Annotated in this window: 23 protein-coding genes; 4 read left to right on the top strand and 19 right to left on the bottom strand. The window is 60.5% G+C overall.

Annotated elements, in window-relative coordinates:
* Complete coding sequence (gene iolE, locus EC836_RS17265) at positions 1-894, bottom strand: myo-inosose-2 dehydratase (protein WP_123335331.1); 894 nt, start codon at positions 892-894, stop codon at positions 1-3.
* Between the two features lie 131 nt (positions 895-1,025).
* Here iolE and EC836_RS17260 point away from each other — a divergent pair, with 131 nt between their 5' ends.
* From EC836_RS17260 to EC836_RS17250, 3 genes are all read left to right on the top strand, one after another.
* Positions 1,026-1,847, top strand: coding sequence for an AraC family transcriptional regulator (locus EC836_RS17260; RefSeq protein ID WP_123335329.1), 822 nt, complete (start codon positions 1,026-1,028; stop codon positions 1,845-1,847).
* 67 nt (positions 1,848-1,914) lie between these two features.
* Complete coding sequence (locus tag EC836_RS17255) at positions 1,915-2,460, top strand: elongation factor P hydroxylase (protein ID WP_123335327.1); 546 nt, start codon at positions 1,915-1,917, stop codon at positions 2,458-2,460.
* A gap of 34 nt (positions 2,461-2,494) precedes the next feature.
* On the top strand, positions 2,495-2,773 hold the full coding sequence (locus EC836_RS17250; protein ID WP_123335325.1) for a YfcL family protein: 279 nt from the start codon (positions 2,495-2,497) through the stop codon (positions 2,771-2,773).
* Positions 2,774-2,834: 61 nt separating this feature from the next.
* On the opposite strand, the gene EC836_RS17245 is transcribed toward EC836_RS17250, so the two are convergent.
* The 6 genes from EC836_RS17245 to mnmC all read right to left on the bottom strand — a co-directional run bounded on the left by EC836_RS17245 (position 2,835) and on the right by mnmC (position 10,568).
* A complete protein-coding gene (locus tag EC836_RS17245) occupies positions 2,835-3,803 on the bottom strand; it encodes an XdhC family protein (protein ID WP_123335323.1) in 969 nt (322 codons plus the stop codon).
* Positions 3,804-3,805: 2 nt separating this feature from the next.
* On the bottom strand, positions 3,806-4,390 hold the full coding sequence (locus EC836_RS17240; protein ID WP_123335320.1) for an NTP transferase domain-containing protein: 585 nt from the start codon (positions 4,388-4,390) through the stop codon (positions 3,806-3,808).
* A complete protein-coding gene (locus EC836_RS17235; RefSeq protein ID WP_123335318.1) occupies positions 4,387-5,682 on the bottom strand; it encodes a cytochrome c in 1,296 nt (431 codons plus the stop codon). The genes EC836_RS17240 and EC836_RS17235 overlap by 4 nt, the downstream gene beginning before the upstream one ends.
* Positions 5,679-7,934, bottom strand: coding sequence for a molybdopterin cofactor-binding domain-containing protein (locus EC836_RS17230; protein ID WP_123335316.1), 2,256 nt, complete (start codon positions 7,932-7,934; stop codon positions 5,679-5,681). Before EC836_RS17230 ends, EC836_RS17235 begins: the two co-directional genes overlap by 4 nt.
* Positions 7,931-8,401: a (2Fe-2S)-binding protein gene (locus EC836_RS17225; RefSeq protein WP_123335314.1), complete on the bottom strand. Its 471-nt coding sequence runs from the start codon at positions 8,399-8,401 to the stop codon at positions 7,931-7,933. Before EC836_RS17225 ends, EC836_RS17230 begins: the two co-directional genes overlap by 4 nt.
* Before the next feature lie 166 nt (positions 8,402-8,567).
* Positions 8,568-10,568 (bottom strand): bifunctional tRNA (5-methylaminomethyl-2-thiouridine)(34)-methyltransferase MnmD/FAD-dependent 5-carboxymethylaminomethyl-2-thiouridine(34) oxidoreductase MnmC, encoded by a 2,001-nt coding sequence (mnmC, locus tag EC836_RS17220; protein ID WP_123335312.1) that lies wholly within the window; start codon positions 10,566-10,568, stop codon positions 8,568-8,570.
* A gap of 157 nt (positions 10,569-10,725) precedes the next feature.
* Here mnmC and fabB point away from each other — a divergent pair, with 157 nt between their 5' ends.
* A complete protein-coding gene (fabB, locus tag EC836_RS17215; RefSeq protein WP_123335310.1) occupies positions 10,726-11,949 on the top strand; it encodes a beta-ketoacyl-ACP synthase I in 1,224 nt (407 codons plus the stop codon).
* A gap of 31 nt (positions 11,950-11,980) precedes the next feature.
* Here the strand turns inward: fabB and EC836_RS17210 are convergent, their stop codons facing one another.
* The 12 genes from EC836_RS17210 to EC836_RS17155 all read right to left on the bottom strand — a co-directional run bounded on the left by EC836_RS17210 (position 11,981) and on the right by EC836_RS17155 (position 26,334).
* A complete protein-coding gene (locus EC836_RS17210; RefSeq protein WP_123335308.1) occupies positions 11,981-12,247 on the bottom strand; it encodes a YceK/YidQ family lipoprotein in 267 nt (88 codons plus the stop codon).
* 135 nt (positions 12,248-12,382) lie between these two features.
* Entirely contained in the window at positions 12,383-13,660 is a 1,278-nt protein-coding gene (locus EC836_RS17205; RefSeq protein WP_123335306.1) for a glucuronide uptake porin UidC, read from the bottom strand.
* 20 nt (positions 13,661-13,680) lie between these two features.
* The gene (gene uidB, locus EC836_RS17200; RefSeq protein WP_123335304.1) at positions 13,681-15,078 is read right to left on the bottom strand and encodes a glucuronide transporter; all 1,398 of its coding nucleotides are present in this window, start codon (positions 15,076-15,078) and stop codon (positions 13,681-13,683) included.
* A 6-nt stretch (positions 15,079-15,084) separates the two neighbouring features.
* Complete coding sequence (gene uidA, locus EC836_RS17195) at positions 15,085-16,890, bottom strand: beta-glucuronidase (RefSeq protein ID WP_123335302.1); 1,806 nt, start codon at positions 16,888-16,890, stop codon at positions 15,085-15,087.
* A 413-nt stretch (positions 16,891-17,303) separates the two neighbouring features.
* The gene (locus tag EC836_RS17190) at positions 17,304-17,894 is read right to left on the bottom strand and encodes a TetR/AcrR family transcriptional regulator (protein ID WP_233599355.1); all 591 of its coding nucleotides are present in this window, start codon (positions 17,892-17,894) and stop codon (positions 17,304-17,306) included.
* Positions 17,895-17,909: 15 nt separating this feature from the next.
* Positions 17,910-18,689 (bottom strand): Uxu operon transcriptional regulator, encoded by a 780-nt coding sequence (gene uxuR / locus EC836_RS17185; protein WP_123335298.1) that lies wholly within the window; start codon positions 18,687-18,689, stop codon positions 17,910-17,912.
* An 88-nt stretch (positions 18,690-18,777) separates the two neighbouring features.
* Positions 18,778-20,190, bottom strand: coding sequence for a glucuronate isomerase (gene uxaC / locus EC836_RS17180; protein ID WP_123335297.1), 1,413 nt, complete (start codon positions 20,188-20,190; stop codon positions 18,778-18,780).
* Positions 20,191-20,207: 17 nt separating this feature from the next.
* The gene (locus EC836_RS17175) at positions 20,208-21,674 is read right to left on the bottom strand and encodes a fructuronate reductase (protein WP_123335295.1); all 1,467 of its coding nucleotides are present in this window, start codon (positions 21,672-21,674) and stop codon (positions 20,208-20,210) included.
* A gap of 105 nt (positions 21,675-21,779) precedes the next feature.
* Positions 21,780-22,964, bottom strand: coding sequence for a mannonate dehydratase (gene uxuA / locus EC836_RS17170; protein WP_123335293.1), 1,185 nt, complete (start codon positions 22,962-22,964; stop codon positions 21,780-21,782).
* Between the two features lie 158 nt (positions 22,965-23,122).
* A complete protein-coding gene (locus EC836_RS17165; protein ID WP_123335283.1) occupies positions 23,123-23,731 on the bottom strand; it encodes an SIS domain-containing protein in 609 nt (202 codons plus the stop codon).
* Positions 23,728-25,365 carry an FGGY-family carbohydrate kinase gene (locus EC836_RS17160; protein WP_123335281.1) on the bottom strand — a complete coding sequence of 546 codons (1,638 nt, stop codon included), beginning with the start codon at positions 25,363-25,365 and terminating at the stop codon, positions 23,728-23,730. Before EC836_RS17160 ends, EC836_RS17165 begins: the two co-directional genes overlap by 4 nt.
* A 15-nt stretch (positions 25,366-25,380) precedes the next feature.
* Positions 25,381-26,334: an ABC transporter permease gene (locus tag EC836_RS17155; protein ID WP_123335279.1), complete on the bottom strand. Its 954-nt coding sequence runs from the start codon at positions 26,332-26,334 to the stop codon at positions 25,381-25,383.

The raw sequence follows: 26,334 nt of genomic DNA, 5'->3' as shown, positions 1-26,334 counted from the left end.
TTACAGCGAGAAGAGGGAGTTAACGTGGTTAAAGGCACGCGTCACCGTCGGTACCGATGGCGCTTTCAGCGGATCCTGCTCGGCTTCCACAATCAGCCAGCCGCGATAGCCGCTGCCGTTGACGTAGTCGACCACCGGCTGATAGTCGATATAGCCGTCGCCCGGCACGGTAAACATGCCGCCGCGCACGCCCTCGTTGAAGCTTTGATCCTGCGCGTAAACCTGCGCCATGCGCTCGCGGCGAATATCCTTCAGGTGGATATGGCAGATACGGCTGCCGAAGCGGCTAATCAGCGCGTTCAGATCGCTGCCTGCAGCCACCGCGTGGCCGGTATCCAGCAGCATACCGACGTCGTCAGCGGTGGCGGAGAAGAAGCGCTCGATCTCATCCTGGTGCTCAACCAGCATCATCAGATGGTGATGGTAGGCCAGCTTCAGGCCGTACTCCTGATACAGCACCGAAGAGAACTCGCTCATCCGCCGCGCATAGGCGTCAAAATCGATGGCGCTGAGCGCAGGTGAGTGAGAGATGCCGATATCCAGCGGCGTCTCCCCCGGCATGCCGCCGCACTCGCCGTACACCATCACCTTACAGCCGAGGCCGCTCAGCAGGCGGGCGTGATCGGCCACGTTATGTAATTCCTGTTCCACGCTGATATCGGCCAGCGTGCCGGAGAACCAGCCGGAGGCCAGCGACAGGCCGGTTTCCTGCAGCAGAGGCCGGAGGGCGGACGGTTCACGCGGGAACTTACGCCCCAGCTCAATCCCCCGATAGCCGATAGCGGCGGCTTCCTGCATGCACTGCAGGGCCGAGACGTTATCGCCCAGATCTTCCAGCACGTCGTTGGTCCACGCCAGCGGGCTGACGCCAAGTTGAACATTGGTGTTGCTCATCATTTCTCCTGTCTGAAATCAAAGTTTGATCTGCGTCGCAAAATCAGACGCTGCATCAGCGTTGAGATTGCATCCGCCGTCATCCGGCTGAAGATGGGAGAAAAGATAGCCTGACAGGCCCGGGAGGGTACATGACCAGACTAGTGAGAAAAATGTCTGAAATCACACTACCTGTTGCACCGACGGAGGGGTATTTTGGACTGTCGCGCTACGGTGCGGGGGAAACGCACGGTCCGCGCGTGCAGCGTGGCATCCAGTTTATTGCCATGCTGAGTGGCAGCGTGACCATTGAGATTGACGAACGTCCGCAGGTGTTACAGCCGGGGATGCTGGCGCTGTTGCTGCCCGGCGAGCGCGAGTTTTTCCGTTTCGATCCCGCCGTGTCAAGCGAGCACATCTGGTGCCAGCTGGATTTCGCCGCGCTGCCGGGGGATTTCAACCGCGATTTGCAGCATCTGCCGTCGACGATTGTCTTTGATAACCAGGTGGAACAGCTAATGGAGCTGGGCATGAGCCTGGCCGCACAGCCCGCCGGTGCCGCCCGCGCGCTGGTCTCGCTGGCGGAAACGCTGCTCTACTATTACGCCTCGCGCGGTGACGGCCCGCACGGCGATACGTTAGAAACCATGCCGAAAGGGGTGCGTGAAGCCTGCCGCTATATTGCGATGCGCTATCAACATCCGCTGGCGCTGGAGGATATCGCTGCGCGGGCACACTGTTCGGTTAACCATCTTATCGCGCTGTTTCGCCGCCATTTACATCAGACTCCGGCACGATACCTGCGTGATGTGCGCCTTCGCCACGCCGGGCGTCAGCTGATCCACAGCGAGCTGCCGGTGGCGCTGATTGCCGAACAGTGCGGGTTTGTTTCCCCGTTCCATTTTTCCCGCGCCTTTAAGGAGCATTACGGGCTGGCACCGCTGGCCTTTCGCCGCCAGTCGCAGACGCTGTAATAGTGCTCGTCACCGGGCTGACATAATGCGACAATTGCGCGTTTTTTTACTTTGACGACAAACAGCTATGAGCACGCAACACCACTATCAGCAGCTGATTGAGATCTTCGATCGCTGCTTTATTGATGATTTTCAAACCCGCCTGATTAAAGGCGACGATGAGCCGATCTATCTGCCGGCAGACGACACATCCCCGTGGAACCGGGTGGTGTTTGCCCACGGCTACTATGCCAGCGGGCTGCATGAGATTTCCCACTGGTGTATTGCCGGGGCCGAGCGCCGCAAACTGGTGGATTTCGGCTACTGGTACTGCCCGGACGGGCGTGATGCGACCACTCAGGCGCAGTTTGAATCGGCGGAGATTAAACCGCAGGCGCTGGAGTGGCTGTTTTCTGTTGCGGCGGGCTTTCCGTTCAACGTAAGCTGTGACAATCTTGAAGGAGATTGTGAGCCAGATCGCATTGCTTTTCAGCGCAAGGTTCATGCGCAGGTAATGACTTATCTGGAGCAGGGCATCCCCGCCCGCCCGGCGCGTCTGATTGCCGAACTCCGCTCGTTTTATACCACTCCACCGCTGACTGCGGAGCTGTTTCCCTGGCCGGAAGACCTGTAATGCGCGTGGAGCGAATTGCCTACAGAGGAATGATATGATCGATGAATTCGAGGCGCGTATTCTGGGCCTGATTGATGACATGGTTGAGCACGCCAGCGACGACGAGCTGTTTGCCAGCGGCTATCTGCGCGGCCATCTGACCGTAGCGGTGGCTGAGATTGAGCTCGCCGGTAACCATACGCCGGAAGCGCTTCAGGCCCACGTGCAGCAGAGCCTGGAAAACACCATTCAGTCCGAACTGTCGCCGCGCGATCAGGCGCTGGTGATCGGCATGTGGGAAAATCTGTTCCGTCAGGCACGCCAGACTTCTTAACGTGCTGTGAGGTAAAACCACTGCGGTGGGTCATATGACTTCCCGCTGTGGTTTTTCTGTATTACGTTCCGCCCCTCACTCCCACGCCGTTTTTAACCCGGACGATATCGGCAATGATTGCCAGCGCGATTTCAGCCGGGGTTTTACCGCCGATGGCCAGGCCGACCGGGCCGTGAATGCGTGCCAGCTGCCCTTCATCAAGACCTGCAATCTTCCGTAGCCGCTCCCGTCGTTTTTCACTGTTACGCCGTGAACCCAGCACGCCGATGTAAAAAGCCGGGGTCCGGCAGGCTTCCATTAACGTCAGATCGTCAATACGCGCATCATGAGTCAGGCAGAGCACCGCGCTGTGCGGGCCGCATCCGTGCCGTTCCAGGTAGCGGGCGGGGAAATCCGGCAGCACCTTTTGCCCATCAACAGCCGTACGCAGCGCCTCGCGATGTTCGCACACCAGCACCGTAAAGCCGACGGCGCGTGCAAATTCGATGCAGTATTCCGCTACCGGCGACAGTCCGGCAATAATCATCTGCACCGGCGGCGCGAGCCGCAGCCGGAGCGTGGTGCCGCGCCAATCGACGGCAGGGCCGGGCGCAGCTGGCGGGCAGGTGGCGAGCCTGGCGGGCTGGCCGGGCTCCAGCGTTTTTTCCTGTGGAAACTCACCGCGCAGGGCCAGCAGCATGCGGTGCAGATAATCTAACGTTGTTGCCGTGGCCGGGAGATACTCCACCAGCACGTCAAGGCTGCCGCCGCAGGGCAGTGTTATCTCCGAAAACTCGCTGCCCGCACCGTAGCGCACCCGCTGGCTCGGCCTGCGCCAGGCTCCCTGCGTCAGCCGCTGCATAAAGTGTTCTTCGATGCAGCCGCCGGACAGGGAACCGCGCGATCCCCCGGTCTGACCGATCGCCATCAGCGCACCTGGAGAACGCGGTGCCGATCCCCAGGTACAAAGCACGGTGCACAGCCAAAGGTCCCGGTGCTGCCCGGCTTCGCCCAGCGCAAATTCCAGCACTCTGATATCCGGTGAATACATGGTTATTGCTCCCTTTGCCAGTCGGCAGGCACATCAATGTCCCACACGCAGCCGGGGTCGTTGACCTCAATTTGCAGCGGCGGGCAGCGATCTAAAATGCCGTTCGCTCCCTCATCCCCCTTCAGCGCCAGCAGCGACTGGCGCAGGACCCGGCTAAAGCCAACCGGATGTCCCGGCTGCTGCCGCCACACCGGGCGCACGGTATCCGCGAACTGCAGCGCCTGAAACACCCGCATCACCGTATGCTGCTGTAGCCACGGCATATCGGCCAGCATCACCAGCCAGCCGGTCCACCACGGGCGGTTGGCCACGCCCGCGGCAATCGAGCTGCCTAACCCCGGGCTGGCCAGCAGCGTCACCGCGCAGTCGTAGCGGCGGGCAAGGGCGATCATCTCCTGTTCTTCCGGGCGCAGCACCACATTAACCTGCCTGCCCGCGACGGCGGTCGCCAGCTGCAGATTGCGTTCCAGCAGCGGAAGCGGGTTGCCATCGGCGGGGTTCGCCTGGAGTTTGTGCTGCCCGCTCTGCAGGCGGTAGCGGCGGCTTAAGCCCGCCGCCATCAGCAGGATCCCGGTGCTGGCGATCATGGTTTCGCCTCCGTCTGCTGGCGAATCGCCTCAACGCGATCCCCCAGATCCGGCCAGGAGGCGCGCTGTGCAAGATCGGTTCGCAGGTAGTTCAGCAACACCGCGATCTGCTGGTTAGTCAACTGATAGCGAAAACCGGGCATCGTGCCTAGTCCGGGCGTGGCGGGATGTGGAATACCGTCCAGCACAATGCGGATCAGGTTGTCGGGGCTGTCGCTGTACAGATTGCTGTTGAGCAGCAGCGAGGGCCGCACACCGTAAAGCGTCGGGCCCGTATTCTGTGCGTGGCAGGCCATGCAGGAGCCTGAGAACTGGCGGGCTCCCGGGGAGTCGGCCTGCATCATTTGCTGCCCGGCCTGGGTGCCGATCTCTTTACCGTGGTCCGGCCACGGCGGCTGAAAACTGGTCAGCCAGGTGGCAATTGCCTGCACATCGTTCTCCGGCAGCTGCGACAGCCCGTCGGTAATCACCGGTGCCATTGGCCCGGTAGCAACCCCGTGAGAGGCGGCATAGCCGTTGCGCATAAACGCCACCAGCTGTTGATGATTCCAGACGATCGGCGCCGGTGAATGGGCGTTCAGCGCCGGTGCGCTCCAGCCTTCGGCGCTGCCGCCGCTGAGATGCTGGCTGCCGCCTTTTTCCGCGCCGGCCAGGTTGCGCGGCGAATGACAGGCACTACAGTGGCCCAGCCCTTCGCCCAGGTAGGCTCCCCGGTTCCACTCCTCGCTCTGCTGCGTATTGACCGGGGCCGGGCCTGGCTTCAGATACAGCCAGTTCCAGGCGAACATGCCCTGGCGAATGCTGAAGGGAAAGTGCAGCTCGGTACGCGGTGGGCGGTAGTTCACCGCGGGCTGAACCATCAGCCACGCGTAAAGATCCTGTAAGTCGTCATCCCGGCTGAGAGTGAAGGAGGTATAGGGGAACGCCGGATAAAGATAATGCCCCTGACGGTTAATGCCGTAGCGCATCGCGCGCTTAAAGGCGGGATAGGACCAGTTCCCGATACCGGTTTCCACGTCCGGGGTAATATTGCTGCTGTAAATCGTGCCGAACTGCGTTTCAAACGCCAGCCCTCCGGCATCGCGCGGTCCACCAGCCCGGGTATGGCAGACGCTACAGTCGCCCAGCGCGGAGAGAGTTTTGCCGCGCGCAATTTGTTCGGCGCTGAACTGGCTGGCTGGCGGTGGCGTCACCGGCACGATCTCCGGCTGCAGGCTAAATACCAGCAGTACCGCCGCAGCGGCCAGCAGCAGTGCGGACAGCGACAGTGCTCTTTTTTTCCAGCGGTTCATTTATCTGCTCCCTGTAAAACCTGCAGCACCCGCTCCGGGGTAAACGGAGGGGCGCGGAATCGCCTTCCTGTGGCGTCAAACAGCGCGTTGGCAATCGCCGCCGCGCCGGGAACCGAGGCCGATTCACCCGCCCCCATCGCAGGTTCGTCGGGATAATCCAGCAGCTGGATATCCACCTCCGGCAGTTCATCAAAGCGCAGTAATGGATAGCTTCCCCACTCCAGCGACGTGGTGCCCTGACTGTCAAAGGTGACGGTCTCTTTTAGCACCCGGCTACAGCACTGAATGATATTGCCGTGAACCTGATGGCGAACGCCTGCCGGATTGACCATCTGCCCGCAGTCGTGGGTGACGAACACTTTTTCAATGCGCACGACGCCGGTGCGGCGGTTGACCGTCAGATCGCAGACCCACCCCGCCCAGGCGGCTCCGAAGCCGGGAAATTTGCTGTGGAAGTAGCGCGCCCACGCGAAGCCGCGCCCGTGCAGACTGTCGCCCTGGGGCTGCTGGCGGTAGGTCGGACCTTCCTGCCAGCCAGCCCGCTTTTTCAGCTGCTGGATAAGTGCAACGGCACGCTCGTCTTCCAGCGAACGTAAACGGAAGGCAATGGGATCCTGCCCGGCGCGCCAGGCGGCTTCATCCAGCCAGCTCTCATGAGCAAACACGTTGGGCAGGGCCGACACGCCGCGCATCCACGAGGCACGCACCAGCGGTGCGGCATCTTCACAAATCACCCGCATCTGCGGGAAGCGATACTGGGGAATGGCGGAGCGGTCCCCCATGGTTTGCACGCTCGGTTTATTCTCGACTTTACGCGTCAGCAGCAGCGGCAACGTTGTGGCGTTATTGGAGGGATAGCAGGTGCGCAGTTCATAACAGGAGACGTTAAGATTTTTGTCCAGGCCGCCGCGCACGCGCATCAGCTGCCCGCTGCCTTTCGGTTCCCATGCCGCCTCCTGCTCGCGCATCAGCTGGACGCGAACGGGACGGCCCGTTGCCTGCGACAGCAGCGCGGCATCCGCCGCAACATCATCCGCGCAGTTGCGGCCATAGCAGCCGGAGGCTTCCATGCGCTTGACCTCAATCCAGCGGGCGTCCCTGTCCAGCAGCAGCGCCAGATCGCGACGCAGGTCGTGCGGGTTCTGCGTACCGGACCAGATCACCGCCTGGCTGGAGGTGACGTCGGCCACCGCGCAGGAAGGCCCAATCGATCCGTGCAGCTGATAGGGCCAGACGTAATCGGCATCGATCGCGATATGCCGCGCGCCCAGCGCCGTATCGATCCCCGCATCCTCACGCAGTACACGCGGGTTTTTCGCGCAGTCGGCCAGCGTCACCGGCAGACTTTCGGGGTCGAGCGGCGGGACTTTCGCCCAGGGCTGCCACTGTATTTTCAGCGCACGCATGGCGGCGATGGCCTGCTCTTCCCGGTGGGTGACGATGCCAACGAAATCATGCCTGACTACGATTTTGACAATGCCGCGCAGGTGAGCGATGGAGCATTCATCCACGGAGATCAGGCTGTGGCCCAGCGGAGCGCTGCTGTCGGCACCTGGGTAGGGTGGGCGAATGACGCGGCCATGCAGCATGCCCGGCAGGCGCAAATCGTGGATCCAGCTCAGCTCTCCGGTGACCTTAGCGGGAATATCCACGCGGGCAATCGACTGTCCGACATAGCGCGGTTTCGCGGTGTTCAGCGGGGTTTTGGGATCGAGGGGCTGATGGCTGTACTCATCGCTGGCAAGCTGGCCGTAGGGCAGCCGACGGGCTGGACGGCGGCTGTCCACCACCCATCCGGCTTCGGTATACAGCTGCCCGGCGGGAACCTTCATCGCGGTGGCGGCCAGCTGGATCAGTTGCTGACGCAGCTGGCTGGCGGCTTTGCGCAGCGGGATCGCCGTAACCTGTAACGTGGAGCTGGCGATGGTCGGTCCCTGGTCGGGCGTCAGAGAGGTATCGCCGAGGATCAGGGTTATCGCGCTGAACTCGACATCGAGCGCATCGGCCACGTACTGCGTCAGCGCGGTGCGCACGCCGGTGCCCAGATCGACATGGCCGCTGAACGCGGTCACGCTGCCGTCAGCGGAGAGGGCGATAAAGCTGTCCAGCTGGCCCGGCGAACGTTCGCTGACCGGGAAAATAGAGTCTGAGGTGCCGGATGCCAGCGTGGGATGCCGCAGCAGGGCGCTGACGCTGAGAAAGCCGCCCGCCTGCAGCAGGCGGCGTCGGGTGAGCGCAAAGGTGTTGATCATGGCGGCCCCCCGGCAACGATCGCCCGGGCTTTTTCCGCCGCGCGCAGGATTTCCAGGTGGGTGCCGCAGCGGCAAAGATTGAACGCCAGCTCGCTTTTAATCTGCTGCGCGGAGGCATTCGGCAGGCGGTTAAACAGCGCGACCAGCGTCATAATCATGCCGTTGGCGCAGTAGCCGCACTGCGCCGCCTGCTCATCAATAAACCCCTGCTGCACCGGATGCAGCTTTGAACCCTCGGCCAGCCCTTCCAGCGTTACGATGGATTTCCCTGCCACGTTGCCGGCAGGGATACTGCAGGAACGTGCGGCCAGGCCATCAAGATGAATCGTACATGCACCGCATTCGCCCACGCCGCAGCCGTATTTGGGGCCGTTAAGCTGGAAATCATTGCGCAGGATATAGAGCAGGGGTGTATCAGACAGCCCATCGTCGATCTCGACGGGTTTGCCGTTAAGCGTGAAGCGCATGGCTGAATCATCCGTTGATGGTCGGGCACGTCCGTGTTCAAGGTGCCCGGCCTGAAAATAATAAAACCCATGATAAAATCACGGGTTTCAAAATTTTAGGTGATTTGCATGCCGGCTGTTAAGCGGATTTCCTACGCTATCGCACGATTAGAATAAAAGGTGAGAATCATCTCAGCATCCGCCCCTTCAGCAGCTTGCGCACCCAGTAGCGATTTGGACTGATGGCGGCCAGCGTGGCGCTGTCCAGCGGTATCGGCTCAGCGCATAGCTGCGCGGCAAGAACCTCCGCCGCCAGCGGGCCGCTGCACAGGCCGCGTGAACCCAGCGCACCCAACACAAAGACGCCCTCATGCACCGGCGCGGGCTCGGCCAGTTCCGGATGCTGAGAAAGCTGTGCGTACTGTGCAATCAGCCGATCGTAATCAGGCAGCGCGCCGATGAGCGGCAGGTGATCGCGCGAGGCACAGCGCACGCCACAGCGTGCGGACTCCGCGCTGATATCAATCTCCTTCGGCCATTCCGCCTGCGGCAGACAGCGGAGCAGGCGGGCCCGGTTTTCCTGCTGATCCGCATCGCGGTAATCGGTGCTGCTGTCGCCGCGGCGGTAGCTGGCACCGATGCAGTGCTGCTGATACTGCGGACTGACCGGCGTCAGGTAGCCGTCGTAGCACAGCACCTGCCTGAGCGCCGCCAGCCCGCTGCCGCCGGTGATGTGGCTGACCTGGCCGCCGACGGCATACACCGGCAGCTTCTCGCTCTGGCTCAGTTCGGCAAGACGGTGGCCGCTGCACAGCACCACGTTACGGTGCTGCACGGGATCCTGCTGGCGGAAGCTCAGCTGCCACGCCTCCTGCTGTCGGTTTAATCCGGTCAGGTCGTGCTGCCAGTGAACGGTCATTCCCTGCTCGCAGGCCTGACGGATCAGTCCGGCGGTCAGTTCGGCGGGGGAAAGCCAGCCGCCTGCAGGATACGTAATGCCGCCGCAGCCGGTTTCCACCCCGGTAATCGTCCTGGCTTCTTCGGCATCCACCGCTCGCGCGATATCCGCAGGCAGTGCCATGCCCAGCATATTCGCAATTTTATCCTGGCTTTTTTGATCCCATCCGAGCTGGGTCACGCCGCACCAGTCGCGCTCAAAGGGAACGTTCAGCGCGTCGTACAGGCGCCGCGCAAAGGTAAACGCTGCGGGGAAGAAGGTCGCCAGCGCCGGATCGTGATGAGTCAGTAATGGATAAAGTGCCCCCTGACGATTGCCGGAAGCGCCCTCGGCGGGTGCGGATGCCTCGCTGTAGAGGGTGACCCGCTTGCCGCGACGCAGCAGCGCATTGGCCAGCAGCGCGCTCGCAACGCCGCCGCCGATCAGCGCGATGTCGTCACCACTGGCGGCCGGGCGGGCATACCACGGTGTCTGAGCGGGGGCTTCAACGGCGGCAGGCAGATGGCCGACCAGCATCTCACGCTTTTGCCCGTAGCCTTTGCGCTTGCTGACACTAAACCCTGCTGCCAGCAGTCCGCGCCGCACAAATCCGGCACAGGTGAAGGTGGCGAGCGTGGCACCCGGCCGCGCCAGCCGCGCCATGCAGGCGAACAGCGCATCGGTCCACATGTCCGGGTTTTTCGACGGGGCGAAGCCGTCCAGGAACCAGGCATCCACCTGCTGGTTTAATGTGTCATCAAAAGTGTGAATAAGCTGGTTAATATCGCCAAACCACAGGTCCAGGGTAATGCGACCGCCGTCCAGCAGCAGGCGATGGCAGCCTGCCAGTGCGGAAGGCCACTGTTCACGCAGGGCGCGAGCGTAAGGTTCAAGCTCCGGCCAGCTGGCGTGTGCGGCGGCGAGATCGTCAGGGCTGAGCGGGAATTTCTCGCAGCTGATGAAATGCAGGCGCTGGAGCGGGGCATCGGGCTGCTGCTGGTGGAAGCGATCGAACGCCTGCCAGAGGGTCAGGAAATTCAACCCGGTGCCAAAACCGGTTTCGGCGGCGATAAACAGATCGCGCGGATGCTGAGCAAAACGATCGGGCAGGCCGTTGCCGTCCAGGAAGACGTATTCGGTCTCTTTCAGACCATTCTGGTTTGAGAAATAGACGTCATCAAACGCTCGGGATACAGGTGTACCCTGTTCGTTCCAGCTTAGCGCAGCATACTCAATTGGGGCGGTTTTCACGACAAAGGCTCATTGCTCAGGCAGTGGCGGGATTCTAACTATGTGAGCCAGGCTACGCAAATTTACACAAGGAAAACGCTGATCGGACTTGTTCGGCGTACATCTGTAAGCTAGAGTGCGTGTCGAATCCTAATAATAGAAGTAGAAGAGGTATTGAATGAAACGTGCTGTGATTACTGGCCTTGGAATCGTATCCAGTATTGGTAACAACCAGGAAGAAGTTCTGGCGTCATTACGCGAAGGACGTTCCGGTATTACCTTCTCGCAGGAGCTGAAAGATTCGGGTATGCGTAGTCACGTCTGGGGTAACGTCAAACTGTCTAAAGACGATATCTCCGCGCGTATCGATCGCAAAATGCTGCGCTTTATGAGCGATGCTTCTATCTATGCTTTCCTCTCAATGCAGGATGCCGTAAAGGATTCCGGCCTGACTGTTGAGCAGTATCAGAATAACCCACGCGTGGGTCTGGTTGCCGGTTCCGGCGGCGGTTCTCCGTTCTATCAGGCGGCCAGCGTTGACGGTATGCGTGCGAAAGGCCTGCGCGGCGTCGGTCCGTACATGGTAACCAAGGCGATGGCCTCCGGCGTGTCTGCCTGCCTGGCGACCCCGTTCAAGATCCACGGCGTGAACTACTCTATCAGCTCCGCCTGTGCGACCTCTGCCCACTGCATCGGTAACGCAGTTGAGCAAATCCAGCTGGGCAAGCAGGACATCGTCTTTGCCGGCGGCGGCGAAGAGCTGTGCTGGGAAATGTCCTGTGAATTTGACGCCATGGGCGCACTCTCTACCAAGTACAACGAAACCCCGGAAAAAGCCTCTCGTACCTACGATACCAGCCGTGACGGCTTCGTTATCGCCGGCGGCGGCGGCATGGTGGTGGTAGAAGAGCTGGAGCACGCGCTGGCGCGCGGCGCGCATATCTACGCTGAAATCGTTGGCTACGGTGCCACCTCTGACGGCGCAGACATGGTTGCTCCATCTGGCGAAGGCGCGATGCGCTGCATGCGTATGGCGATGGAAGGCGTGGATACGCCGGTCGACTACCTCAACACTCACGGCACCTCGACTCCGGTTGGCGACGTGAAAGAGCTGGGCGCGATCCGTGCGGTCTTCCCGGACAAAACCCCGGCGATGTCGGCCACCAAAGCGATGACCGGCCACTCTCTGGGTGCCGCAGGCGTGCAGGAAGCCATCTACTCGCTGCTGATGCTGGAGCACGGCTTTATTGCGCCAAGCATTAACATCGACGAGCTGGACCCGGCGGCAGAAGGCCTGGATATCATCACCGAACCGACCGAGCGTGAACTGACCACCGTTATGTCCAACAGCTTCGGCTTCGGCGGCACCAACGCCACCCTGGTGATGCGCAAGCTGAAGTAAGATTTTACCGGGGGTGAGTCCTCACCCCCGTTTATTCCGTTGCCTTATCGTTTCCCTTCTCGCGGTCTTCCGGCGTCTGATACCAGTACCAGCCGTCAAACGGCGTCATCAGCGTGTCACCCACGACCGACAGTGGCAGATCGAGCGCGCACAGCGCCGAATCATAAAAGCAGTGATAGTCCTGCTGTGTTCCTGAATAGAATGAGTTTCTCTGATAGTTTTCTTTGGTCCTGCTGTCCACGGTGGCGCAGGCGGTGAGGGCCGTCAGGCAAATAATCAGCGTGAGCATCCGTAACATAGTCTGTTCCCTGTATGCGTTGGGCTTAGACAACTTACGGAGGATTGCAAAGCGGGGTTGGGCGATACGTGCGGGATGCTGCTTACCGGCAGATGTGTCCGGCGTCAACTACTCACTACTGACGCCATCACGCGTTTACTTCAGCATAAAATCGTACTGCAGGTTCATCTTAATATCGTAATAGTCCAGCCGGTCGCCAAAGGCGCTGCCGTTGCGGTGCTCCCGGGCTTTGTTCAGCACCAGCAGCGCCTTCGCACCTTTAAACAGCCCGCTCTGCGGCTGATAGCCGAACAGCAGATTGGTACTCAGCCCGTTAATCGTCACCCGGTGGCGGGTATCCTCATAGCCGTGGGTCAGAATCGGCGCGATGCCGACAAAGGTGTCGCCCGGCAGATTCAGCGTGCCGCCGAGCTGTACCGACCACATATCGCTGTGGTTACGGTCGATGCTCAGATCGAACGGATAGCCCAGATCGGTATCGATGCCGCTCAGCCCGTTAGGCTTATTGCCGGTTTTACCCACCCCGAAAGAGAGCCGGCCGCGCGGCACGATATAGCTCAGCTGCCCGCTCATCACCCACGCGTTATCCGGCCCGTCATAGCCGGCACTGGTGCCGTTAAGCCGGGCGTAGAACGCCATAAACTCGGGCTTAATAACCGCCTGTCCGTCACCCGCCAGTGGAATGCAGCGTGCGGCTTTGGTCATCACCTGCGCCGCCACATCCTCCTGCCAGGAAACGGCCAGCCCGGCGTTATCGCACTGGCGCTGCCAGGCCAGCGCGGCGACGTACTGCGGCCGGAGCGTGTCGTGACGATAGGTTTCCGGGTTAAGCGGCCCGGTTTTATGTACGCCTTCCGCCACGTCGGGGTAGGTATAAATCCCGTGGCGATACATGGCATAAATATCCAGTTCCTCATTGATCCGATACTGCATCAATACCGCATCGGATAATGTCGGCACCGTTCGCTGCGACGACGAGTTAATAATTAACAGATCCTTGCCGCCGGTATAGGCGCTGTCGGTCACCATCCGTCCGGCCTTAATATACAGCTGTTCGGAAAGTTTAAATTTCAGCGCGGCGGTATAGCGATTAAAACTGTCGGTGCCGTTGAGATACCAGCGTGAACTCCAGTTATTTCGTGCGCCCAGTTTATAAACGTAATAATCACCAAGATCCACGCCCACGCGGTTCTGATAATAACTGCTGTTATATTCCAGCGCTGCGCCCTGCACCCAGGCATAAATATCCCGCCCGCTGCCAGCGCTGGGCTTGTCGGCCCGGCGCAGTTCGTTTCTTAAACGCAGTCTGACCTCATCATCATCCTGCTGATTAAATGAAGAGGCGAACAGCGGCCAGCTGCAGAGCAGCACGCAGCCGCCGATCAGCGTATTTCTCGCTATCAGTGTCATCATTATTTACCCCGAATGGGTTATTATTCTGTTCTGCGGCGGTAGACCTGGTTTTCTTCCAGCGTCTCTAAGAATTCCTGACTGTTCTTCTTGCGCTGTTCTATCTCAATTAATATTTGCTGATAGCGTTTTTCGGTCAGCGGATAAAAAAACATCCCAATAAAAGCCAGCAGCATAAAGAGCGCGGGGATCACCGCCACGGAAATTTTAATTCCCATCAGCGCTTCCGCCGTTTGCGGCTGGTTAGATACATAGCCGAACGAGACGAGAATAAACGCGGGCAGGGAACCCCCCAGCGCTTGGCCACATTTGCGGGTGAAGGAGAATAGCGAGTAGGTTAAGCCTTCAATGCGTACCCCGGTGCGATATTCGCCGTACTCCACGGTATCCGCTTCCAGCGCCCACATCACCGTCATGCACAGGCTGGCACCAAACGAAGCGCAGGCAAACAGGGCAAATGCGACGTACGGCGATGCAGAGAGGAAAAAGAACAGCGTGAGATAGCTGCAGGCGGCAATCCCCGAGCCGAGCAGGAAGGTCGCTTTTTTCCCGATGCGTCTGACCAGCCGTGGCACCAGCGGGGCAGCGAGTACCGCGCCAAGGAAGGTCTGAATAAAGATCAGTACGCTGAAGTAGCTCATATCGTTGAGGATATAGCGCACGTAGTACAGCCCGGCGGCGCTCAGCGAAAAGGTGCCGGTCAGGGTGGCTATCGCCACCAGGCACAGAATAATCAGCGGGCGATTACTCTTCAGCGTCCGCAGGCTGATGCGCAGCGAAGGCTGCTCGACCGTGCGGGTGATATTTTCCCGCGTGCTGGCAAAGCACATCCAGTACAGCCCGACGCCGACCACGGCCAGAATCGCGGTATAGAAGGTGTAGGTGGACTGTGACTCACCGTGACCGCCGCCAATGGCCGGAGAAATCACGAAGGCCAGCAGCGTATAGGTAAACGAGGCCATAATCGTACGGGCAGCTCCCAGCCTGGCGCGCTCCTCCGGGTTCTGGGTCATGGCGGTGGAGAGCGATCCGTAGGGGATATTGACCAGCGAGTAACACACTCCGAGGCCCATATAGGTCAGGTAGATATAGAAAATTTTCTGACCGTCGCTTAAAAATTGCGGCACGGAAAACACCAGAATGCTGAAGACCATCAGCGGCACCGCGCCGAACAGAATAAACGGCCGGAATTTTCCCCAGCGGCTGCGGGTGCTGTCCACCACTCTGCCCACCACCACGTCGGCGACGGCATCGAAAACCCGCACCACCAGCAGCATGGTTCCGGCTACGGCGGCATGGATCCCGGCGGTATCGGTGTAATAGTTCAGTAAAAACATCGCGCCCATAGCAAAGGCGAAGTTGTTAGCAACGTCGCCTAAGCCATAGCCCACAATATTTTTCCATGTGAGGCTATTTTTCATCGGGGATTACTCCGCATCGCCGGGTTTGGTAAACGGGGTGCGTGACGTCCAGCGCTCGCGCAGGACAAACGCGGAGGATTTTGGCTTCCGGTCACGGGTGAAGATGCCTTTTTTGTTGCCGCCGACGCGAATGATATTCTGCGAGGTAGCAAAGTCGGCAAAGTTCCATACGTGTTCACCGACTACCGCACTGACGCGGTCGAAGACCCGGTGATACATGTCGAGGAAAGCGTTCTGGAACTCTTCGCTCCACATCTCCTGATAGGAAGAGTGCAGCCCCGCCAGTGTATCGGCACCGTATTCGGTGATGATAATCGGCCGGTGCAGCTTCTCCTGCCAGGCGCGCAGCTCGGCTTCCAGCGCGCGTTCCGCCTTCGCCAGATTCGCCGACTGGGTGTACCAGCCGAAGTAGCGGTTCAGGCACACCACGTCAAACAGATCGGTAATGGTGTCGCTTTCGGCAGTACAGAACATCACGTTGACACAGGTGATCGGACGCGTCGGGTCCAGTTCGCGCGTGGCGGCAGCCAGTGGGGCAAAATAGTCCCTGGCGCCCTGTTGGTTGGCATCCGGCTCGTTGGCGATGCTCCACATCACCACCGACGGGTGGTTCTTGTCGCGGGCAATCAGTTCTTCAATCGCCCGCAGGTGCGCCCGCTGGGTTTCCTCGTTGACCGCTTCGTCGGAGAACAGCTGTGCCGGTTTGGCCGCGCCGTCAAAGGTGATGCCCAGCGCCAGATTCAGCCCCACCGCCGGGGTTTCGTTAATCACCACAATACCGTGTTCGTCCGCCCAGTCGAGCATCTCTTCGGCGTAAGGGTAGTGCGATGTCCGGTAGGAGTTGGCCCCGATCCAGTTCATCAGAGCATGATCGTGCACCATCAGCGCGTGATCGAAGCCCTTGCCGCGAATATCGGCATCCTCGTGGCGGCCAAATCCGGTGAAGTAGAAAGGCTGGTCGTTAATCAGGAACTGCTCGCCCACCACTTTTACCGTACGGATGCCGACGCGCAGTGGATACTCATCGTGGTGGCTGCCGTTGCTGCAATGGGCCCACAGGGTGTAGAGATAAGCGTTGCCCGGCTGCCACAGATGCGGTGCATTCACCTGCAGTTCACCGCTGGCTCCCTCACTTTCAGCCACCACCTGCTGCTGGCTGTCCTTCAGCACCACCCGCACCTGACCTTCGGCCGCCACGCTGTAGCGGACGGTAGCTTGCTGGTGGTTGTCTGCGAGATCGGTGACCACGTGGATATCGCGGACGTGGGTTTCCGGGGTGGTGTACAGCATCACGCTGCGATGGATCCCGGCATAGTTAAAGAAATCGTGGAAGTAGAGCTGCTCGCGTTTACCGGCATCGTCCTGCACGATGGTGCCCGGCGGGATGGTCTGCCAGCTCAGCTCGTTGTTAACGCAGACGGTAATGCGGATACTCTCACCGGGCTTCGCCTGCGGGGAAATCACGCATTCAAACGGGGTATAGCCACCCTGATGTTCCATCACTTCCCGATCGTTTACCCACACTTTGCCGTAGTGGGTCACCGCGTCAAAGCGCAGCACGATGCGGCGATCCTGCCAGCCCGCAGGCACGATAACCGTACGCTGATACCAGACGTTGCCGACGTGATTGCGGATTTCCGCATCGGCAAACTGCTCATTGAAGCTGCCGGGGACCGCGATGCTGCGGCTGTCATTCAGCGGCTGCTGCCACCACTGCTGGTCCATTCCCTGATTGTCGCGGTCAACGGCAAAGTCCCACAGGCCATCCAGCGTTTTGATTTCGCGACTACGGGTTTCAACGGGTTTTAACATCGATCTTTCTCCATTACAGGTTTAAGTTCCGTAATGGTTAACCAGTTTTAAAAAGGTCAACCAAATTACTAACGGTTTAAACAAATACCATGCAGGACCGAAGATCGTTAACGGCAGAAGCAATCGGTGCTGGATGGATCATAAAAGCCGCGCGCCAACCGACAAAAAGGAGAGGGGCTTCACGTTCGGCGATCGCGGGTCATTGACTTTCGAAGTTAAATGATCAATCGAACGTTCGTTCGAGCGCGGGTCGCATAAAATAACGCGGTGGTATCGGATATAACATGCTGTTTTAAATTATAATTATAAAATACTGGGTGAAGGGTGAAGGGTGAAGGGTGAAGGGTGAAGGGTGAAGGGTGAAGGGTGAAGGGTGAAGGGTGAAGGGTGAAGGGTGCTGGCGGGCGCGCCGTTTAGCCAACCGGGCGCAGCACGCCGCCAATCATTGCCGACAGTGCCCGGCGGCGCTGTGCTGCGCTCAGCGCGGAATCGGTGGCGGTATCGGCCAGAATACCGTAGGTCAGCGAGAGCAACAGGCTGGATGTGGCGGGCAGATCGAGATCGTCAGCCACCGCGCCCTGCTGCTGCGCCTGCCGCAGGCGGGACTCAATCATGCTCATAATCGCCTGATGTTTGCGCTCCAGCATTTCCGCCACCTGCGGGTTACGCATACCTTCAGCCATAATCTCCACCACCAGCGCCCGCTGCGCGCGATCCTCCTCGCGCACCGCCAGCAGGTTGTTGACGATCGTCTCCACCAGGTCGCTGTCGGGCTGGTCCTGCACGAAGCGGGAAAAGGCACGCAGCTGGTCTTCTTCAATGATCGCCTCGACCAGTGCCTCTTTACTCGGGAAGTGATGATAGAGCGTGCCGGGGCTGATCCCGCTGGCTCTACAGATGTTTTTCATCGATGCGCCGTTGAAGCCGTCGCGGGAAAAACAGGCACGCGCTGCGGCCAGCACGCGCAGCCGGGTCGGAGAAGGGGAAGGGATTTCAGGATCCATGCTGCTCACTCGGCGTCAGGAATTGAGGTGATTTAGCGGCCAGGATGCAAACAGATAGCCGTCAAAATTGATGTCATCAACGTCGGAGAACTCCAGCAGACGGTTTTTGACGTTTTCCAGATGCTGCCACATCGCCTGCTTGGCGGCTTTGGCATCTTTCTTAATCAGCGCAGCGAGGATCTGCTGATGGTCGGTCAGCCACTGCTGGCGATAGTGGGTATCTTTAAGATGGCTGTGCAGCTGGATCCACATCGGATTATTTTCACGCCACTGCCAGGACTGGCGAAACAGGTCAACCAGCATACTGTTGTGGGTCGCTTCCGCAATCGCGAGGTGAAACTGCATATCGCCGCTTTCGTGGTCGTCGCTGACCAGCTCCTGCTCTTCAATCTGCAACGCCCGGCGCATCTTAATAATGTCGTCACGAGTGGCCTGCTGGGCGGCAAACTCGGCGATATTACTCTCCAGCAGCTGGCGCGCCTGCAGCAGCTCGAACGGCCCGGCGGCGCTGTCGGAGGTGACCGCCGGGCCCGCGTCGGATGCCTCCGCAGGCATATCGGTCACGAAGATCCCCGCGCCGCGCCGCACGTCGACGAGGCCTTCGATTTCCAGCATGATCAGCGCCTCACGCACCACCGTCCGGCTGACGTTCAGCCGCTCGGCGATTTCACGCTCGGGCGGCAGCCTGTCGCCCACCGCGTACTGCTGCTGGGCAATCATGTTACGCAGCAGGGTTCCCACTTCCTGGTAGGGGCGCTGCTGGCCGGTCTGTTTTATCGTGCTATCCGCTTTCATCTTCTGTACAGGCATCCGCAGTCACCGATTGATGTCGGCCACTATAGCATAATGGGTCAGCCAGTTTCTGCGTCTGCCGTGGGGAAGATCACGTCGTGGCGAAATAGCGCTGCGCGTTTTTAAAGCAGATATCCTCGACCAGTCCGCTGAGCATTGCGTCGTCGTCCGGCAGTTCGCCATCCTCCACCCACTGGCCAAGCATATTGCACAGCAGGCGGCGGAAGTACTCGTGGCGGGTGTAGGAGAGGAAGCTGCGCGAGTCGGTGAGCATACCGACAAAGTGGCTGAGGAAGCCCATCTGCGCCAGCTGGGTCAGCTGCGCGGTCATGCCGTCTTTCTGGTCGTTATACCACCAGCCGGAGCCAAACTGCACCTTCCCGGCGATCCCCGCCCCCTGAAAATTGCCAATCATCGTTGCCAGCACCGCGTTATCGCGCGGGTTGAGGCAGTAGAGGATAGTTTTCGGCAGTTCGTTGCTGACGTCCATGCTGTCCAGAAGGCGGGAGAGCGGCCAGGCGATAGCACCATCACCAATGGAGTCAAATCCGCAGTCGGCACCGAGCTTCTGGAACATTCGCGTATTGGTATTGCGCAGGGCACCAATATGCAGCTGCATCACCCAGCCGCGCGCCGCATATTGCCGCCCCAGCCACACCAGCACGGCGGTGCTGAACTGCGCCGTTTCCAGTTCGCTCAGTTCGCCGCCGGACAGGCGCTTGCTGAGGATTAGATCCAGCTGTGCATCGTCCGGCACCGGGGCAAAGCGCAGCGTTTCAATGCCGTGATCGGCTGCGCGACAGCCGTGGCGGGCAAAGTGATCCAGCCGCCTGGTCAGCGCGGTGCGCAGATGTTCAAAGCGGGTGATGTTGACGTCCGCCACGGCGGATAATTTGTGCAGATAGTCGGCGAAGCCCTCAAGTTCGATTTTAAAGGCTTTATCCGGTCGCCAGCTTGGGGCAACCTCAACGGAAAAATCTGGGTCTTCCGCGATCTGGCGGTGGTAAACCAGTGAGTCGATGGGATCGTCGGTGGTGCCGACCATCTGCACGTTCATCTGGCGCATGATCCCGCGGGCGGAATACTCAGGTGTGGCCAGCTGCTGGTTGCACCGCTGCCAGATTGCCGGGGCGGTGTCTGGCCCGAACAGCGTACCGCTGATGCCAAATGGGCGGCGCAGCTCCAGGTGCGTCCAGTGATAGAGCGGATTGCCCAGCGTGCGCGGCACGGTATTCGCCCAGGCGAGGTATTTATCGTAATCGCTGGTTTCACTGCCGGTGATTAGCGATTCATCAACTCCGGCGGCACGCAGCGCGCGCCATTTGTAGTGGTCGCCCGCCAGCCAGATCTGGCTGAGGTTTTCAAAGCGCCGATCCTCAGCAATCTCCTGCGGATTGAGGTGACAGTGGTAATCAAAAATCGGCATATCCGCCGCGTAGCGATGGTAAAGCTCACGCCCGGTGCCGTTGTGCAGTAAAAAATTCTCACTCATAAATGCGGTCATTTGATTCTCCTTCAGAGTTAACGTGCGGCTACCGTGGCGGCGGCACCGTCGTTGAGTAACTGGCAGTAGGCGGCCGTGACCGCGTCGACAAACTGGGGATGCGCCGGTAAATCGCTGCCGAAGATGTCGCCGATCGCCAGCAGGGCGCGAACCCGTTCTGACGGGGTGTGCGGCTGCCGGGATATTGCCTGCAGCGTGGCGGCCAGCGGGTCAACCACCTGATAGGCGTTGCCGCGATCGTCAACCCCGCCGACGTAGCGCATCCAGCCCGCCACGCCCAGCGCCAGATAGCGCCAGTCGCTGCCCTCGCGCAGATGTTGACGGATCGGATCCAGCAGCCGCTGCGGCAGCTTCTGGCTGCTGTCGCTGGCAATCTGCGCGGTCTGATGCTTCAGCGACGGGTTGCTGAAGCGCTCAATCAGCCGTGCGGCGTAGCCTGACAGGTCGGTGTCCGGCGGCATGGTCAGCGTCGGGGCCTGTTCATCCCGCATCAGCGAACGTGCCGCACGGCGAAACGCAGGGTCGCTGATCGTTTCCGCGATGGTGCGGTAGCCCGCCAGATAACCCAGGCAGGCGAGGAAGGTGTGGCTGCCGTTGAGCATCCGCAGCTTCATCAGCTCGAACGGCACGACATCGCTGACGAACTGCGCGCCGACGCGATCCCACTCCGGGCGGCCGTTGACGAAGTTGTCTTCAATCACCCACTGGTGGAAAGGCTCGCAGGCGATGGCGCAGGGGTCGTAAACGCCCAGCTGCTGCGCAATCTCCTCCAGGGTTTCAGCGGTTGCGGCGGGCACAATGCGGTCGACCATGGTGCAGGGGAAGGTCACGTGTTGGGCAATCCACGCCGCCAGCTCGGCATCTCGCGCCTGTGCCAGGCCGATGACGGCCGCCCTGGCGACATGGCCGTTCTCGCGCACGTTATCGCAGGAGAGGACGGTAAAGCCCGGCAGCCTCCGACGGCGGCGAATAGCCAGCGCCTCCACCAGATAGCCAATCGCCGACTGCGGCTGCTGCGGATGAACCAGGTCGTGCTGAATCAGCGGATTATTCAGGTCCAGCTGACCGCTTGCCGCGCCGGTACAGTAGCCTTTCTCGGTAATGGTCAGCGAGACGACCGCCGTTTCCGGCCGGGCCAGCGCCTCCAGGATTGCCTGGCCGCCGTCGGACTGTGGATGCAGGGCTTCTGCCACTGCGCCGACAATATGCAGTTCGGTGCCACTGGCCCCGCGTTCGGCAACGGTGTACAAGCAGCTTTGCGCGTTCAGATCGCCAATCAGCTGCGCGCCGCGACCCGACATCAGGCTGACTTCGCAGATGCCCCAGTCGCTGTCGCTGCTGCTCAGCAGCCGGTGGGTATACAGCGCCTGATGCGCCCGGTGAAACGCACCGCAGCCAAGGTGGACGATGCGCGGCACCAGGCGCGAAGCGCCCCAGCTTGGGCGTGCAGCGTTAACCGCCCCGCTAACGAGGTTCTGTTCCATAGCAAACTCCTGTTATCCGCTACGCCTGCGCGGCGGCAGGGTCTGCGGGTAAGACGATAAGATCGGAAAGCGTGGCGTCGGCAGGGGATGCCCCTGCCGCACGGTTTACTGAGTGAAGAAGGCGCGGTGAATGGCTAATTCAACGCCGCGCATTTCGGCCAGGCCCTTCAGGCGGCCAATCGCCGAATAGCCGGGGTTGGTTTTTTTATGCAGGTCATCCAGCATCTGGTGGCCGTGATCGGGGCGCATCGGGATAAGATCGTCGCTGCCCTCGTCACGGCGGCGCTGCTCCTCTTCGGCAATCGCCTTGATCACCGCATACATATCCACGTCGCCGTACAGATGCGCGGCCTCGTGGAAGGTGCGCGGGTTTTCCTCGCGGCGGGTGGATCGCAGATGGGCGAACCAGACGCGCGGCGCGAATTCCTGGAACATCGCGACCAGGTCGTTCTCGGCAAGCACGCCGTAGGAGCCGGTGCAGAAGGTGAAGCCGTTAGCCGGGCTGCTGACCGTTTCCACCATCCACTGCATATCGTCACGGGTGGAGACAATGCGCGGCAGGCCGAGGATTGGGCGCGGCGGATCGTCCGGGTGAACCGCCATGCGGATGCCCACTTCTTCCGCCACCGGAATAATCGCCCGCAGGAAGTAAGCGAAGTTTTCGCGCAGTTTGGCTTTATCAATGCCGTCGTAGGTCGCCAGCACCTGGCTGAACGCTTCCAGCGTATAGCCCTCTTCGGCACCCGGCAGACCGGCGATAATATTGCGCACCAGTCGTTCTTTATGCGCGTCGCTCATGCTGGCAAAGCGCTGCGCGGCCTGGCGAATCTCTTCCGGCGTATAGTCCGCTTCCGCGCCTGCGCGTTTCAACAGATGCAGCTCGAACACCGCAAATTCAATCTGGTCGAAGCGCAGCGCCTTCGCGCCGTCCGGCAGCAGGTATTCGAGGTCGGTTCGCGTCCAGTCCAGCACCGGCATAAAGTTGTAGCACACCACGTTAATACCGCACTGCGCCAGGTTGCGCAGGGTTTGCTGGTAGTTGCGGCACCAGAGATCGACCTGACCGCTGTGGGTTTTGATCTCTTCGTGGATCGGCACACTTTCCACCACCGACCAGACCAGGCCCGCGGCTTCGATAATCGCTTTACGCTTGAGGATTTCCTCCACCGACCAGGTCTGGCCGTTGGGAATATGGTGCAGGGCGGTCACCACGCCGGTGGCTCCCGCCTGGCGCACATCGGCCAGCGTTACCGGATCGTCAGGGCCATACCAGCGCCAGGTTTGTTTCATGTTGGATCCCTCTTTTATCTGCTGTGAACGGTGGGATGACGCGTCCGCCGTGTATCGGGCGAACGAAAGATCATCGGCTGGCAGATAAAATCGGTCAGGCGGGAAGTGAAGTCAACCAATTATCTTTCATTGGTTGACCTGTGTAGCATTTTTAACGATTAATCCTGCGCTTCACGCAGCACCTTACCGACGTTGCCGCCGGGATGCACGGCCTGCAGCGTTTCTTTACTGTAGCCGCTGCGGCTCATCAGCGCGGCCACCATCGCATCAAAAACCGCCAGCACGCTGATAATTGAGGTGGTAGCGAGCATCTGTAACGGGTCGACCTCCTGACTTTTCGGCATCAGCAGCAGCAGATCGGCCTGCTGGGCGATGGCCGACGCGGCGTTTTCGGTGACGGCAATCAGCGTGGTGTTTTTCGCCTTCACCGTCGGCAGCAGTCGCGTTAGCTCGTCCGAATTGCCGCCGCGTGACAGCATAATCAGCACGTCGCCCTCGCGCAGAAAACCAATATCACCGTGGGCGGCGTCGGCGGCGCTCAGCCAGATCGCCGGATGCTCGATGCAGGCCAGCATATGGGCAATTTTACGCGCCGCGATGCCGGAGGTACCGATGCCGGTGACCGCAATCTTGCCCCGGCAGGTGGCCAGGGCATCAAGCACCGCCTGCCACTGCGGGCGATCGAGCTCGGTTTCCAGCGCGGTCAGCGCCTGGCGATAGGTCTGCCAGGCCGCCGTCGCCTGCTGCCAGTCGGGCAGGGAACTCATGATCCCTCCTGCATCATCTGGCGATACTTCATCTGGTCGTGATACATCTCGCGGAACACCTGGTACTTACGATCGTAGTAGCGTTTGATTTCGTTGGTCTGCGGCGTCACGGTTTTGCCGATGCGGCTCATGGCGTTCATCGCCTCCGGCAGCGTGTCGTACACGCCTGCGGCCACGGTGCCCATTATCGCGCCGCCCAGCAGCATCGCCTCACTCTCTTCGGCCAGCAGCATGGTACAGCTGGTGGCGTTGGCGTGCTCCTGCACGAAGATCGGGTTCTTGGTGCCGCCGCCGCTCGCCATAATGGTATCGATGCTGTAGCCGCTCTGGTTCATCGTTTCGACGATATGGCGGGTACCCAGCGCGATCGCCTGGATGGTCGCCAGATACTGCAGCGCCATATCTTCCGGCGTGCGGGAGAGCTTCAGCCCGGTCAGCATGCCGGTCAGATGCGGGTTCGCGCGCGGCGAACGGTTGCCGTGGAAGTAGGGCAGCATATGGATATCGCGGGTGAGGAAGGCGATCTGATCCACCTCTCCGGCCATCTTGCGCAGCAGTTCGTTCAGCACCTCGTAGATGGTTTTTCCCTGGCTTTTACCCTGTTCGCGCAGCGTGATGTAGCACGGATGCGACTGGATGATATGGTCAATCAGCGCGCCGGTGGCCGACTGACCGCCTTCGTTCAGCCAGAAGTCGGGCAGCACCGCCGAAAAGTACGGCCCCCAGACGCCTTTGATAAAGCGCGGCTCGCGGGAGATCGCCATATGCCCGGTTGAGGTACCGCCAATCAGCGCGATGCGGCGGTCAAAATCGGCCAGCTCGCCGGAAGGGCCGGAGGCACCCAGCGTGCCCAGGCTCCCGGCGTGGGCATCGATGATCGAGGCGCTGACCGCCGTACCCGGCAGCAGCCCCAGCTCCAGCGCGGCGCGCTGGGTCAGGCCGCGGCCCAGCGGTTCGCCCATGCTTTTCACTTCGCTGCCGATCTTCGCCATATCGTGCTCAAGCAGGTCTTCCAGGCCAATCTCGCGGAAGTAGCTGGCATCCCAGCCCTCTTTATGCGCCAGATAGGTCCACTTACACACCAGCGAACAGAGCGAGCGGGTGGTATCGCCGGTGGCGCGCCAGGTCAGAAAATCGGGCAGGTCGAACAGGTGGCCGATGTTATTCCAGCTGCCGGGCATATGCTGCTTCAGCCACATCAGCTTTGGCGTTTGCATCTCCGGGGAGATCACGCCGCCCACGTAGTCCAGCACTTCATGCTGCATGGCGTTGATGCGCTCGGCCTGCACGATGGCGCGGTGATCCATCCACACCACCACGTTCTGCTCGTTACGGCCGGACGGGCTGACCGTCAGTGGCTGGCCTTCTTTATCCAGCACCACCAGCGAACAGGTGGCATCAAATCCCAGCCCCTTAATCTGTACCGGGTTGATATTGCACTGGTTAAGCGCATCGCGCACCGACTGGCACACCGCCTGCCAGATATTATCCGAGGACTGTTCAACGAAATCTGCCTGCGGGCGAAACAGCGCAATTTCGCGGCTGGCCTGGCCCATCATTCGGCCGGTAATATCAAAAATGCCCGCGCGTGCGCTACCGGTCCCGACATCCACACCAATGTAATAGCTGCTCATTTTTTCCCTCGATAATCAGTTTTTGCGATTCTGTAGCGCAATAAACAAGATAAGTACGCCGCCCCAGAGCGCCATGGTCAGATAGCTACTGACCCCCAGCAGATTCAGTCCGCTTTCCAGCATTTGTAAGACAATCAGCGCCAGCACCAGCCCGATCACCCGGCCAAAGCCGCCGTCGGGGTTGATGCCGCCCAGCACCGAGGCCAGGATGGTTACCAGCAGCCAGGATTCGCCGTAGCCTGCCTTGGCCGAGTTAAACATCGACATCATCAGCAGCGCCGCCGCCCAGCTCATCAGTGCCGACAGGATATAAACGGTAATCAGCACGCGGGTGGTATTCACTCCGCTGAAGCGGGTGGCCTGTAAATTCGAGCCCAGCAGCAGGATACTGCGGCCCAGGGTGGTGCGCTCCAGCAGCAGCCACAGCAGGGCGGCTACAGCCAGGAACAGCAGCAGCGACAGCGGAATACCCGCCAGCGAACTGTTACCGATCGCCTGGATCAGCGGCGGGAAGCCGGAGATCACCGCGCCGTTGGTCAGCAGAATATTCAGCCCGGCAATCAGCGTCATGGTGCCGAGTGTGGCCAGAATCGGTGACACGCCGATCACCGCAATCAGCACGCCGTTCAGCACGCCGATGGCCACCGCCAGCAGCAGCCCCGCCAGCAGGGCAATAGCCAGCCAGGCCGGCTGGTCGGGATGGGCGACGATAATCGCCGCCATCACCAGCGAGCAGGCGTTGGCGCTGGCGATAATCGACAGGTTGATGCCCCCGGTCAGCATGGTGACGCCCATACCGAGCGCCAGCAGGCCCAGCACCGGCAGCTGGCTGGCGATGGACTGGAAGTTACCCACGCTGAAGAAGCGCGGGCCCAGCGTCAGGGAAAACAGCACCAGTACGATGGCAATCATTAACAGCTGCAGGCGAATAATGCGGTCGCCTGGCAAAACCTTCAGCAGACTTTGCAT

This window comes from Erwinia sp. JUb26 (genome assembly GCF_003751505.1).
Lineage (GTDB): Bacteria > Pseudomonadota > Gammaproteobacteria > Enterobacterales > Enterobacteriaceae > Erwinia.
The sequence above is the reverse complement of the archived record's forward strand: the minus strand, read 5'-3'. Positions and strand labels throughout refer to the sequence as shown.